A 13012-nucleotide genomic window follows, 5' to 3' on the forward strand; every position below is an offset into this window, starting at 1 on the left:
GGCATTTTCCCCTCTAATTCACCGAAGGACGGGTCCGCAACCCGGATTCGCTACCTGTAAGACGTAGTTACCCCAAACCCGGTGAAACATCAGGCAAAGTTAAATCGAAATCGTTCCCGGCACAGTGACGTAAACGGAAAATCAAGCACTGATTTCGAGAAAGAGCCTCATTTATTTGAAAATAATATCGAAAAAAGGATATATGCTGGGTGTGGCGAATAACCAACAAATAGACTAAATAGTGGAAAATATGGGAGGTGTAGAAATGTCCGGACGAACTACAGGAGTTGTATTCATTGCTATAGTCGCATTTTTGTATGCTACACGATATATTTGCGGATCATTGCTGATAACGAATTTAAATGTGAGCCTGTTGATATAAGGGAGACTAGTCCTGAAAAAAAAGTGGACGGCGACTGAATTAGTCACCACCCACAGCAATCATCTGTACAACCATTCGTTTATCTCCGACTAACACGGCCTCACTTGCATTCATCTGCGAGGAACCGTCTCCATCAAGAAAAATACCCTCTGGATCTTCACCTGGAACAGACTCCAGTATAGCTGTGCGGAATTCACCGGCGGTGCATCGGCTGGGTGTAACTATGAGCCAGAGCTTGCCTGTATTGTCATACACTAAGCCTGAGCGCATTCGCAGCTCGTCTGCGTATGGCAAGTGCTCCTGCGTTGCTGAGGACAGCCACAGCCCTTCATCCTGTAAATTCATGCTGATCCCGCCTTGAGCCCAATACTGAGTGCGATCGCTGACCTCTAAGTCCTCCCCTGAAGAAGCAACTTGTATCGAAAGCTTGCGAGACCTGCCATCCCACACCAGTGTTCCCCGCGGGTATTTGGCATTGAACCATCCAGAGCCATAGGCTTTTTTGTCACCACTTATCGGAATGTCATTCATGATTGCGATAGATAAGAGATCCTTACCGTAGAAAAATCCGCCATTTATTCCGTAAGCCACCACCTGCCTGAGAGGAGACCTGGCGGTCCGTAGAATAACATCCTCAGGAGATACGGACATCATGTGCAGCCTTATTGGTCCGGGACTTTCTTTTTCCAGATAGGAATAGGAGTGGGGGAGGCCGTCAAAGACCTCCTTAGATTCCGACCCCTCAGACAGAAATGAAGCCGCAACCCATATCACCAAGGCCAGCAGCGGGACTATGACTAGCAGCCATTGTTTCAGTCCCCAAAGCTTGCCCAGCTTACGGCTATTCTCAGTTTGCACCGACATAAGCGGCCAGCAGCCTGGCTGTGTTTATTACAGCCAGCTTGTGTGTCCGTTCCATAGAGTGGGAAGCATGAACGCCAGGCCCAATCAGAGCCGCACGAATATTATTACCGCCTTTTAATGCGGCAGAAGCATCAGAACCGTATTGTGGGTAAATATCGACTGCGTAAGGGACAGCCAGTGCCTCTGCCAGCTCTATTAAGCGACCTGTCATCACGTAGTCATAAGGCCCCGATGAGTCCTTGGCACAAATAGAGACATCCGTTTCCTTGCAGCTAAGATCATCTCCCATGGCTCCCATATCTACCGCTATCATCTCATTGATATCTGCTGGGATCCACGAAGCTCCGTGTCCAACCTCTTCATAGTTGGAGATTAACAAAGAGAGATTATGCAGCGGCTTCCAGCCCTCGCGCTTCATACTTTCGAGGAGTCCAAGCAATGCAGCTACACTTGCTTTGTCATCCAGGTGCCGAGATTTAATATAGCCGCTAGGCGTAATAACCGCTCTGGCATCAAAAGAAATAAAATCACCAACAGAGATCCCCAGCTTCATAACTTCATCCTTAGAAGAGACCAGCTCGTCAATACGAACCTCCATATTCTCCTCTTGACGCTTAAAGTCGCGGGCATCGGGATATACATGGACCGAAGGATGACTTGTCAGTATGGTGCCGGTGTATGTTTTACCGCTGCGGGTATGGATTACACAGTATTCATTCTCTATGCTGTGCATTGTAAACCCACCTACAGAAGTAAGACGAAGTGTACCGTTGGATTTAATTGACCGAACCATGCCTCCAAGTGTGTCTACGTGAGCACTGATTCCAATGGTGCGAGAAGGGTCAAGACCTGGAACAGTCAGGATGACACCGCCTTTTTCATTCCAAGTCAGGGGTACATTGAGCGCTGCAGCCTCTTCGGCAACAAGGTTCATGACCTGTGCAGTAAAACCGCTAGGACTGGGTGTATCGAGCAGCTTTTTGAGAATGGAAAGGATGTAATCTTCATTTGGTTGAATGGTAAGCAATGGTAAGTCCTCCTGTTCATTATTAAAAAATAGTAGCTAGAGCTGAGTCGAATGGGAAGTTGATATCCGATCTTGATCGATATTCATAGACTCCATAGAGGTATTGGCATCACGGAGTTTAGTTAATTCTGCGGTCATAATTTTGATTTGCTTCTGGAGCTTGTATTGGCGGAATATGCCATAAGAGCCCACAATGATTCCACCAATTAGGGCACAGCCGAGGATCACTAGAATTAGTGGAATACTGACTACATCGAATCCGAAATTGACCTGGACCGGATCTACGTTGATAACAGCGAACAGGGCTGTAAGCAGAGCGAAGATAAGTCCGGCAATAAGCGACCATTGAATTTTCATAATGAGCCCCCTTGAATGGTGAGTTACTTTCATACGGTCTAAATGTTAAAATCCCCTGCCCGAAGCGGGCAAGGGACTATTGTTATACTACGCTTCTCGTGTTACTTGGTCAACTCTTCCATCTGAGCGATTACACTTTCGAAAACACTCATCGCTTCGCGGATCGGTTCTGGAGAAGACATGTCAACACCGGCTTTAGTTAAAATATTAATGGAGTAGTCGCTTCCGCCACTCTTCAGGAAACCGAGGTATTTGTCTACCGCTGGTTTGCCCTCTTCAAGAATTTGCTTGGCGAAGCTGGTTGCAGCCGAGAATCCAGTCGCATATTTGTATACGTAGAAGCTGTTGTAGAAATGCGGGATTCTGGCCCACTCCATCTCGATATCCTTATCAACGACCATTCCCTCGCCATAGTACTTCACGTTGAGGTCATAATAGATCGCTGAAAGATCCTTGGACGTTAGAGATTCACCTTTCTCAGCACGCTCGTGAATGATCTTCTCAAATTCTGCGAACATGGTTTGCCGGAACACGGTAGTGCGGAACTGGTCAGCATAGTAGGTCAGCAGGAACATTTTTTCCTTCGGATCTGTTGACTTATTCAGCAAGTAATCCATTAGAAGAGCTTCGTTGGTAGTAGAAGCCACCTCTGCCAGGAAAATAGTATATTGGGCATCGCGGTATTTCAGAGCATTGTCTGAATAATACGAATGCAATGCATGACCCATTTCATGAGCCAATGTGAACATACTGTTGAGATTATCATTATGGTTCAAGAGGACATAAGGATGGGTGCCGTAGGCTCCCCAGCTGTATGCTCCTGTACGTTTGTTCTCGTTCTCATAAACATCAATCCAGCCTGTGTCGTAGCCTTCCTGCAGCACGTTCAGATAGTCTTCACCGAGCGGTTTAAGACCCTCTTTGGTAATCTTCTTGGCTTCTTCAAAGGTGATATCCATCTTATATTCATCAACAAGTGGTGCAAATAGATCATACATATGTAGTTCATCAACACCAAGCAGCTTTTGACGGAGTTTCATGTAACGATGCATCAGCGGCAAGCTTTCGTGAATGGTATCAATAAGGTTCGTGTAGACCTCTTTTGGAATGTTGTCACCGTATAGTGACATTTCCAGAACTGAAGGATATTTGCGCACTCGTGAGTAAAATACGTTTTTATTTACATTGGCGCTGAGTGTTGCAGCGATTGTGTTTTTCTGTTTGCCATAGGTTTCATAGACTGCTTTAAAAGCGTTTTTTCGAACCTCACGGTCAGGACTTTCTAAAAACTTAATGTAGCTGCCGTGTGTTAATTCAACTTCTTTACCGTCTTCATCTTTAATCTTAGGGAATTTGAGATCGGCATTATTCAACATGCTGAAAATACTTTGCGGTGCTTGGGAAAGGTTGCCCACTTGTGCAAGCAAGGCTTCTTCTGCTTTAGAAAGAACATGCGCTTTCTCGCGTTTCATCTCTTTGAGAGTGAAGGTGTAGTCAGATAACTCAGGATTTGCAATGAATTCATCCAGCGTTTCTACAGGCAATGCCAAAATTTCTGGTGTTACAAAAGAGAGTGCCTCACTGGCTTCTACATTCAACTGCTTCGATTTCTGAGCCAAACCTTGGTAAACGGAGTCAGCGGTATCTTCATCCTGCCGCATGTGTGCATATACATAAAGACGTTCGGTGTTTAGCGACAGCTTATCATCCAGTTGGAAACAATCCTTTAGGGCATCTGGAGAGCCCAGTTTACCCTGGAAATCGGAAGCTTTCTTTATCAGCTCTTTAGCTTCTTCATATGCTTGATCCCATTCAGATTGGGAAGAAAACATGTCTTCAAGCTTCCAACGATTTTCGGCAGGTACTTCACTTCTCTTCAATAATTGTTCCATAGTAATCCTCCTTGAATGATGATATGAAGTAGGCATAATCTTTACCGGAAGCCTGACGGATAATAAATCACCCGAAAGCAGGCTAAGCGTTAGCAGAATAGGGAGTGACTTGGCTGGTATGGACAAATGGGCTGCCTCCTAGTAATCAAAGGTCAGCCTAGTATGTCCTGCCAGATCAAGATTATTTATCCTTATCCTGCATTGTACAGAATTTATGCCAACAAACTATAGATAACAAAAACAAAAGCCAATACAATCATAATTACTGCTGTCAAAGCCATCCCCCGCTTAAGCTTGGGAGGCATCTTATCCTTACCCATTATGAGTACTGCACCCAGGCAAAGGACAAGAATTACATAAATGGTTAGGTTCTCGGTGTCCATTATGCTTTATACCTGTTTGAATGCTGCGATGATGTTTTTATATTCTTCTTCATTGTCTTTGTAAGACTCTTTGTTGAAGCGGTTATTTACCCACTGCATCATGGCAGGACGGCTTAGAAAAGTATGGGTTTCTTCTCCCCATTGATCAGAAATTTCTCGAAGGACAATATATTTTCCTTGTACTTCTACGGTCATCATGTTCCATTTGTCTGTTTTGTATATTTCATGTTTTTTAATCATTGTTTATTCCCACCCTGGCTATTTTTGGCTTTTGGGTCAATGATAACGCACACACGAAGGGAAAAGCAAATTAAATCCACTTTATGCTTGTTCCTCAATTGATTTGAAGAAAATGCTGGAGTATAATGTAAGTATACGCCATATATGGCGCTATTTTTAGGAGGTTGTTCATTTGAAAGGTACAGTTAAATGGTTTAATGCAGAAAAAGGTTATGGTTTCCTTCAAGTTGATGGCGGCGAAGATGTATTTGTTCACTTTTCAGCAATCCAAGGCGACGGTTTTAAGACTTTGGACGAAGGCCAAGCGGTTGAATTTGATGTCACTGACGGTAACCGTGGACCCCAAGCAGCTAACGTAACGAAATTATAAGAAACGGCTTAGACAGCTCCTCTGTCTGCTATAAATATACTGCTAGTGTTAGATTCGTGGAATTAAACACCAACTAGTCATAGATCACACAGTTCTCTTTCGGGAACTGTGTTTTTTTCATATATTCATTCAATAAATTGGCTAAAAAATGGGTTATGGTATTGGCTTTGACCGAACGTATAAGGAAATGATAAACTAGAATGGTACCCTTTGTTTGGGAAAAGAGAGTAGAAAGTCATTTTGATGGGGAGCGTTACGTCATGAAGTTTAAATTATTTAAGGATCGTAAAGGCAAGGCTGATCAAGCCAAGAATAACAAATTCGTCAAGCTGGCCCGCGAAATCTATGTGCAAGCACGTAAGGGCGGACCAAATCCGGAGGCTAACTTCGGGTTGAAGACAGCTATCGCTAGCGCACGAGCAATCAATATGCCTGTTGATAATATCGATAGAGCGATTAAGAAAGCCATCGGTGGTGGTGAAGAAGTCGATTACGAAGAAATTTATTATGAAGGTTATGGCCCTGGCGGCGTAGCCATTATGGTTAAATGTCTTACAGACAACCGCAACCGTACGGCTGCTGATGTTCGGTCCATTTATAATAAACGGGGCGGCAATATGGGTGAGTCAGGCTGCGTTTCTTATATGTTCGATGAGAAGGGTGTACTCGTTGTCGACCGCGAAGCCTTCACAGACCTGGATGAAGATACGGTGATGATGCAGTCATTGGAGGCAGGAGCGGAGGATTTATCTGTTTCTGAGGAAAGTTACGACATTCTTACACATCCCCACGAACTTGAGGCCGTAAAAAGCGCGCTGGAAGCGCAGGGCTATACTTTTGCAAGCTCTGAGGTCCGCTGGATTCCGCAGAATACAATTGATGTCGAAGGTGAAAATGCCGAGAAGCTGCTTAAAATGATGGATGCCTTTGAGGACAATGATGATGTTCAAGATGTATACAACAATTTTGAAATCAGTGATGAGGAAATGGATCGTATCGGGTAATAATGGCGATGATTTGAATAGTAAAAGGACCTTGCCCTCTTGAAGAAGAGGAGCAAGGTCCTTTTACTATTGTGAGGTAGGATCTAACGCTCACCGTTTACTCAATGAAGGTTAAGATTTCTGTTACTTCCTTGCGCGCCATAGTTTTTTGGGGCTGTATAGCCGGATGGCCAAGAGCAACGACCATATTGATTCCCCGGTCGTCTGGAATAGTCAAATAATTACGAAGCTCTTGTTCAGCCAGCAGGACTGGGCCAGTCAAAGGACAAGTTGCCAGTCCCTTGGAATGAGCAGCCAGCATCATATTTTGAATGGCAAGGCTGCTGCTCTTTAAAGATTCCTCAGCCCATATAGATGCACTTCCAAATTCAAGCGGATCAAAGATCCGATCTCGAAACTTTGAGGCGTAAGGAGTGCTGAGACACACAAGCAGCACCGGCGCATTATTGAACGCAGTGGCATAGGGTCCGAAAGATTTCAGCAGTAGTTTTGCTTCCTTCTTAAGTCCTTTCTCTACAGAAGCAGCAGCTATAATATGAAGCTGCTCCCAAGTAATCCGCTCAATATCTTTAATCTTATCCCGATTCATTATGGCGATAAATTCCCAAGTTTGTGAATTAGTATCACTTGGTGCATAACGGGCGCAATCGATAATGTCATGAATATCGCTGACTGTGACACTTTCCTCACTGAAGTCCCTAATACTACGCCGTGATTGTACTAGTTGCCTGAAATCTTCAAAGAGCATTCCTGTTTCCTCCTACAATTGTTACCAGGTACTAATAGCTGATATTAAATCGATTATAACGTAATTTTCGGAGGGTGAGAAGTCTCATCTGCTTCGAGAGAGATAGGCTGTGTAGTCGGTTGAATAATCTTAGTGCCACGTTTTCTGAGTAGTAGCCTCGGGTGAACACCTGAGTCCAATGCATGCTTGCCTAGAAAACCAACACAAGCAGTAAGTGCAAAAAGCATGGCTACTGTGTAAAAGAAGGACCTTCCGGATTCTTCAAATATGATCCCTCCGAAAGTACCGCTTAGTAGACCTGCTGCGCTTGACCATACCACAGTGAAAATAGCAAGTCCTGTAGCGCGTAAGTGGTCTGGAATGATCCGGGTAATGTAGCGAACCGCAGTTACATAATAGATTCCGAAGGTCACACTATGCATAGCTTGAATGGCAATTACGGATCCCGGATGATCCGCTCGAGACATAAGAATAAAGCGAACTGCATACATAAGACTGGCAAATGCAAGCAGTGGCAATTCCTTAAATCTATCACCATACTTACTAAGTGCGAAGAACACTGGAATCTCACTGAGTGCGGACGCAAGCAATGCCCATCCAATCAGTTCTTCTCCTGCCCCCATCTCCTTTAGGCTTACAGTTAAAAAAGCTTCGTTCATCCGGTGGCCTAAAGCCAAGACAAAGACGCAGCTAAAAAACCAAAGGACCTCTTTCTGAAAAAGAATCTCTCTAAGCCCGTTTTCTTTACGTTTCGGAACCTGGGCAGATGCATTCTTTTCATTATGAGTGTCAGAGGTAATTTTCTTAACATCCTGCAACCACCATGAAATGATAAGAGCCGATATAATTATGATGAGACATAAGGTCATACTCCAAGAGGTGCCTAAGGCTCTAAGAACGTAGCCAATGGTTAAAGCAAAGAATGCATAGCCGAGCGAACCGAACACCCGAATAGATATAAAGTTGCGGCCATGTTTCTGCGCGGTTTTAATAGCTATTGTATCCGCGAGGGGGAAAACTGGGTAATAGAAGAAATAGAAGAAGGACAATATAAGCATAACTGATGAAAACTCGGTAGCTTTAGATAATAGGAGCACAGAAATCAATTGTCCGCCTAATAAAATCATCATAATTTTCTTGATTGTTCCCAGTCGGTCACTTATCATACTCCAAAATAGATTAGAGAGAATGGAAATTAGCGGTCCTAAGGAATACAATAAACCTACCTGAGAATTGCTGAAGCCCAGGTGTCTGTAAAAAAGCGGGAAATAGGAGACCGCCAGAACACTGGTGCCAAAAATGGTGAACATAAACGCACGAAGCCAGTTCTGATCACTATAACTGCTGCGGGGATACTCTTTCATAACCTTGTAGTTGCACTCCTCCAATTAAGAAATACGGATAGTATAGCATAAGTAAAGAATACATGTTGGTTAAAACAGCGGTGTTATAGAATCTTTTATAGGTTCGATAAGTGATTTTGTTGTTTGTACAAATACGATGATCATATTATAATAATGTTGATTTGGATAAGGAGACAACAATGTGGAGGCAACGTCATTGAGTGAATTTGAGCAAGGCCGTTACCTTAGCCCGCGTGGTCCAATTGGGCTTATGAACAGGGTCTACAAGTATGTGCTCCCGGAAGTGAGAGAATGTCTCCATTTCTGGCGCGAAGATGCAGAAGGAATTCCCGATCCCGAGCTTCGAAAGCAAGCGCTTGCCAGCATTGAAACGAAACAGTTTCATTGTGAAGGTGGTGGAATTTATGCTGCCGGCAATTTGGCCATGAGACATATACTGATTCCGCTTATAGTTGCTTATCAAACGATCAGTGATTATTTGGACAACCTTTGTGATCGCAGTACGTCACTTGACCCTGCTGATTTCAGGCTCCTGCATCAATCCATGCTGGATGCTATTAATCCGATTGCTGACCCGGTTAATTATTATGCGCTTCGTAGTGAACAAAATGACGGCGGATACTTGCAACGTCTGGTGCAGAAGTGTCAAGAAATGATCTCCAAGCTACCGGGCTACTCAGCTGCGGCATCCGAGATTCATGATTTGGCAGTGCTTTATACTGACCTTCAGGTCTATAAGCATATTCAACCAGAGCTTAGAGAAGATGCACTACAAGAATGGTGGAAAGCTGAGGGGAATCGCGCACCGCATTTACAATGGAACGAATTTGCGGCTGCAACAGGATCTACCTTGGGCGTTTTCATGCTTTTTTTGGCAGCCTGTGATCCCAAGTTAAGTACGTCAGCCTCAGCGACGATACGTTCAGCGTATTTCCCTAATGTGTGCGGTCTGCACATTATGCTGGATTATTTAATTGACCAGGATGAAGACCGAGCTGGCGGTGACCTCAACTTTTGCAATTATTATGATAACACCGATATCATGCTGAATCGTCTTGCTTCCATAGTAGAGTGGGCCCGTAAGGATGTCCGGAGTCTACCCGAGACCTCTATGCATCGAATGGTCATCGAAGGATTGCTGGCATTGTATTTATCCGATCCGAAAGTTAGCGAACAGCGGGAAGTTCGTATGATCTCCAAGCGTTTGATGAAAGGAAGCCCGCTAACGAGGCTGTTCTTTTTCGTCAATAGCCGTTGGATACGCAAGCACATGTATTAGTAATGCTGTGGGGTAGAACCTTATACTTAAGGGAGGCTCCACACAATTTTGAGGAGGAACATTAGAATGTCAAAAGTTAAAAAAATCGCCGTATTAACGAGCGGTGGAGATTCACAGGGCATGAATGCCGCTGTACGTGCGGTAGTCCGTAGCGCCCTTTTTTATGGAATTGAGGTTTATGGTGTTCAACGTGGTTATCAAGGCCTGTTGAACCGTGATATTTTCCCTATGGATCTGCGTAGTGTGGGTGATATTATCCAACGTGGAGGAACCATTCTGCAATCTGCACGTTGTCTAGAATTCCTGAAACCGGAAGGACAACAAAAAGGCGCCGACATTTTAAATGAAATGGGTATCGACGGCTTAGTAGTTATTGGTGGAGACGGTTCTTATAAAGGAGCTAACAAACTTAGCAAATTGGGTATCAACACCATGGCATTGCCAGGTACGATTGATAACGATATTTCCTTTACAGATTACACGATTGGTTTTGATACAGCAGTTGGTGTCGTAGTAGATGCTATTAATAAGCTTCGTGACACTATGTCCTCCCATGAACGTTCTTCCATTGTAGAGGTTATGGGTCGTCACTGTGGAGACATTGCTCTTCATGCAGGTCTTGCTTCAGGAGCAGAAACCATTCTGGTACCAGAGATGCCTTATGATTTGAATGAGGTAGCTGACCGTATGCGTGATAACTTCGCACGAGGCAAACGCCACAGTATTGTAATTGTTGCTGAAGGCGTTGGTAAAGGGGAAGATGTAGCATTGGCCCTTAAAGATCGTCATGCTTCCTTGGATGCACGTGTTACTGTTCTTGGACATATTCAGCGTGGAGGCACTCCAACTCCAGCAGATCGCAACCTGGCCAGCCGTCTAGCTGACTTTGCGGTACGTAAGCTAATCGAAGGTGAATCGGATAAAGCATGTGGCATTATCAAAGGTGAACTTACACTTACAGATATTGACCTTGTTGTTAACACGAAAAAAGACTTCGACCTCGAGTTGTACGAATTGGCATCCCGTTTATCCCAATAAGAAGAGATCCATCAAAAAAGAGACTGTCTCTCACTAAAAGTGAAGGATAGTCTCTTTAGTTTGGAGGGCGTAAAATAAGTTGTGTACCAAGATTTGGAGCCTAGTCAAGGCACAAAAAAGTAGGGTATTCCGGGGATTACGACACCACCAAGAAAGGACCCTACTCGATGACTATTTTACCCGAAAACATGCTTAATAATCTATTTGAAAATCTTGTTACTCAATTTGTCAAAAATAACTTGGAATCTATCATGTAAGCGGAGATCCAGCACTACTAACAAAAACCCGAGAAGATACTTTCTACTCTCTTACACAAACTTCTTGACGCTATCCAGGAAATGGATGCAGTCAGTGAATAGATGTACTTTATACACTTATTTCTAGCTTTTGGCGCACGGATGTATGGATAGATGTACTTTGTGCAACTAAAAACACGAATATGCCGATTAAACCTCGGAATACCCAAAAATAAGTGTATAAAGTGCAATTAAACACCCTAAAGTATGCTAGAGGAGAAATATAAGTGTATGTTGTGCAACTATATATATTGAACTCATGTAGGTAGGTAGACGATTTTCCATATTGTCGCGGGTACCCGAGGAGATACTTCTACTCTCATACACAAACTTCTTGACGCTCCTTTAGTTTGGGTGATTTCTCTAAATTTAGATCTGAATTTAGAGTTGCTGCAAGGGTTGAGTTTTATCTTTAGCAGCATAACGACGTTGCACGGTAATTAGCCGTGATAGGAGGAGTACAGCACCGATAGCCAGACCCGTAATAAGCCCAATCCAATAGCCGTAAGCTCCCAAGTTCGTGTATGTAGCCAGAACATAACCTGTTGGCAGACCGATGATCCAATATGCCACGAAGCAAATGATAAAGGAAGGATTCACATCCTTATATCCTCGCAGGACACCTTGAGTCGGAGTAGCTATGGCATCCGAGATCTGAAAGAATATGGCATAGATGAGGAAGTGCTGAATCAAGGAAATCACTTGCGGATCAGCCGAATACAATCTGGCTACATGACTTCCGGCAAAAAGTAGAACCAACGCCGTTGCCAATGATAGTATTGCAGCAAGGCCTATCCCGAGCCAACCATATTGGCGGGCATCCTTAAGCCTTCCAGACCCCATCTCAAAGCCGACCAGAATGGTTAGGCTCATACATATACTGAGGGGAATCATATACAAAGTAGAAGCAAAGTTAATGGCTGCTTGATGAGCAGCTATGGTCATTGTGTCAAATCGGCTCATCAGCAGAGTAACAGCAGAAAACACGGCCGTTTCAAAAAAGATGGAAAAGCCTATCGGCACTCCAATGGTAAGTAATTCTTTGATACTTCTCAGTGATAAGGGATGGAAATCCCGAAATAGGCGAAGATTGATAAACGGCTCTGCCCGGTAAATAAATAACAGTGCAATTGCGAATATAACCCAGTAAGTAATGGCTGAGGCAACACCGGCCCCAACACCGCCCAGACGCGGGAATCCGAAATTACCAAAGATTAGCAAATAATTCAGACCCACATTAACAGGCAACGCTATTAGTGTAATAAACATGGATACTCTTGTTTGTCCGAGTGCATCAATGCAACTGCGAAGCACAGTATATCCGAACAAAGGCAGAATGCCGAATGAAATAGCACCCAGGAATCGAAAAGCAATGTCCCTTACTGAATTCTCCAAATTCATAAAGTTAAGGATAGGGGATAACAATATAAAACCAATAAGCAGAACCAGGGCTGATACGATCAGTGACAGCCAGATACCTTGCATTACCTGATAAGCTACATCTTTGTCCTTTTTACTTCCAAGAAGGTGAGAGACAATGGGGGTAATCCCAATAAGAATTCCACTAAGACCAGTTTGTATAGGAATCCAAAGACTGGTGCCTATTGCTACTCCGGCCAGATCCGCAGTTCCAAATTTGCCGGACATGTTCGTATCGAAAAATGTAATTGCTGACAGCGCGATCTGAGTAATAAGAATCGGGAATAAAATGTGTAGAAACTGATTTATTTTTTGTCTGAGTGATAGGGTTTGTATCATTGATTTATTC

Annotated in this window: 13 protein-coding genes; 4 read left to right on the plus strand and 9 right to left on the minus strand. The window is 43.8% G+C overall.

From position 1 onward, the window contains the following. Positions 1-421: 421 nt before the first annotated feature. The 6 genes from J2T20_RS20605 to J2T20_RS20630 form a co-directional block, all read right to left on the minus strand. Positions 422-1246 carry a hypothetical protein gene (locus tag J2T20_RS20605; protein ID WP_307591206.1) on the minus strand — a complete coding sequence of 275 codons (825 nt, stop codon included), beginning with the start codon at positions 1244-1246 and terminating at the stop codon, positions 422-424. Next, a complete protein-coding gene (locus J2T20_RS20610; protein WP_307591207.1) occupies positions 1230-2273 on the minus strand; it encodes a M42 family metallopeptidase in 1044 nt (347 codons plus the stop codon). Before J2T20_RS20610 ends, J2T20_RS20605 begins: the two co-directional genes overlap by 17 nt. 36 nt (positions 2274-2309) lie before the next feature. Beyond that, positions 2310-2630: a LapA family protein gene (locus J2T20_RS20615; protein ID WP_307591208.1), complete on the minus strand. Its 321-nt coding sequence runs from the start codon at positions 2628-2630 to the stop codon at positions 2310-2312. Between the two features lie 101 nt (positions 2631-2731). After that, positions 2732-4522 carry an oligoendopeptidase F gene (gene pepF / locus J2T20_RS20620; protein WP_307591209.1) on the minus strand — a complete coding sequence of 597 codons (1791 nt, stop codon included), beginning with the start codon at positions 4520-4522 and terminating at the stop codon, positions 2732-2734. A gap of 212 nt (positions 4523-4734) precedes the next feature. Beyond that, positions 4735-4905, minus strand: a complete 171-nt coding sequence (locus tag J2T20_RS20625) for a hypothetical protein (protein WP_036654323.1) — start codon at positions 4903-4905, stop codon at positions 4735-4737. 6 nt (positions 4906-4911) lie between these two features. Then, positions 4912-5145 (minus strand): hypothetical protein, encoded by a 234-nt coding sequence (locus J2T20_RS20630; protein WP_036654325.1) that lies wholly within the window; start codon positions 5143-5145, stop codon positions 4912-4914. 172 nt (positions 5146-5317) lie between these two features. Between J2T20_RS20630 and J2T20_RS20635 the strand changes: the two genes are divergently transcribed. Beyond that, on the plus strand, positions 5318-5515 hold the full coding sequence (locus J2T20_RS20635) for a cold shock domain-containing protein (protein ID WP_036654327.1): 198 nt from the start codon (positions 5318-5320) through the stop codon (positions 5513-5515). A 260-nt stretch (positions 5516-5775) separates the two neighbouring features. After that, positions 5776-6519 carry a YebC/PmpR family DNA-binding transcriptional regulator gene (locus tag J2T20_RS20640; protein ID WP_307591210.1) on the plus strand — a complete coding sequence of 248 codons (744 nt, stop codon included), beginning with the start codon at positions 5776-5778 and terminating at the stop codon, positions 6517-6519. 97 nt (positions 6520-6616) lie between these two features. Here J2T20_RS20640 and J2T20_RS20645 read toward each other — a convergent pair whose 3' ends face one another. Further along, the gene (locus J2T20_RS20645; protein ID WP_307591211.1) at positions 6617-7267 is read right to left on the minus strand and encodes a nitroreductase family protein; all 651 of its coding nucleotides are present in this window, start codon (positions 7265-7267) and stop codon (positions 6617-6619) included. Positions 7268-7320: 53 nt separating this feature from the next. Further along, positions 7321-8631, minus strand: coding sequence for an MFS transporter (locus J2T20_RS20650; protein WP_307591212.1), 1311 nt, complete (start codon positions 8629-8631; stop codon positions 7321-7323). Positions 8632-8827: 196 nt separating this feature from the next. On the opposite strand from J2T20_RS20650, the gene J2T20_RS20655 reads away from it, so the two are divergent. Further along, complete coding sequence (locus J2T20_RS20655; RefSeq protein WP_307591213.1) at positions 8828-9910, plus strand: tetraprenyl-beta-curcumene synthase family protein; 1083 nt, start codon at positions 8828-8830, stop codon at positions 9908-9910. 66 nt (positions 9911-9976) lie between these two features. Continuing rightward, complete coding sequence (gene pfkA / locus J2T20_RS20660) at positions 9977-10948, plus strand: 6-phosphofructokinase (RefSeq protein ID WP_307591214.1); 972 nt, start codon at positions 9977-9979, stop codon at positions 10946-10948. A 677-nt stretch (positions 10949-11625) separates the two neighbouring features. Here pfkA and J2T20_RS20665 read toward each other — a convergent pair. Further along, the gene (locus tag J2T20_RS20665; RefSeq protein ID WP_307591215.1) at positions 11626-13002 is read right to left on the minus strand and encodes an MATE family efflux transporter; all 1377 of its coding nucleotides are present in this window, start codon (positions 13000-13002) and stop codon (positions 11626-11628) included. Positions 13003-13012: the final 10 nt, after the last annotated feature.

This window comes from Paenibacillus wynnii, assembly GCF_030812855.1.
In the GTDB taxonomy this organism is placed as follows: Bacteria; Bacillota; Bacilli; order Paenibacillales; family Paenibacillaceae; genus Paenibacillus_AQ; species Paenibacillus_AQ wynnii_A.

What these genes read in the sequence shown, in the direction of transcription:
- J2T20_RS20605 (WP_307591206.1), bottom strand. Translation starts at nt 1,246, where the DNA reads ATGTCGGTGCAAACTGAGAATAGCCGTAAGCTGGGCAAGCTTTGGGGA.
- J2T20_RS20615 (WP_307591208.1), bottom strand. Translation starts at nt 2,630, where the DNA reads ATGAAAATTCAATGGTCGCTTATTGCCGGACTTATCTTCGCTCTGCTT.
- pepF (WP_307591209.1), bottom strand. Translation starts at nt 4,522, where the DNA reads ATGGAACAATTATTGAAGAGAAGTGAAGTACCTGCCGAAAATCGTTGG.
- J2T20_RS20625 (WP_036654323.1), bottom strand. Translation starts at nt 4,905, where the DNA reads ATGGACACCGAGAACCTAACCATTTATGTAATTCTTGTCCTTTGCCTG.
- J2T20_RS20630 (WP_036654325.1), bottom strand. Translation starts at nt 5,145, where the DNA reads ATGATTAAAAAACATGAAATATACAAAACAGACAAATGGAACATGATG.
- J2T20_RS20640 (WP_307591210.1), top strand. Translation starts at nt 5,776, where the DNA reads ATGAAGTTTAAATTATTTAAGGATCGTAAAGGCAAGGCTGATCAAGCC.
- J2T20_RS20645 (WP_307591211.1), bottom strand. Translation starts at nt 7,267, where the DNA reads ATGCTCTTTGAAGATTTCAGGCAACTAGTACAATCACGGCGTAGTATT.
- J2T20_RS20650 (WP_307591212.1), bottom strand. Translation starts at nt 8,631, where the DNA reads ATGAAAGAGTATCCCCGCAGCAGTTATAGTGATCAGAACTGGCTTCGT.
- pfkA (WP_307591214.1), top strand. Translation starts at nt 9,977, where the DNA reads ATGTCAAAAGTTAAAAAAATCGCCGTATTAACGAGCGGTGGAGATTCA.
- J2T20_RS20665 (WP_307591215.1), bottom strand. Translation starts at nt 13,002, where the DNA reads ATGATACAAACCCTATCACTCAGACAAAAAATAAATCAGTTTCTACAC.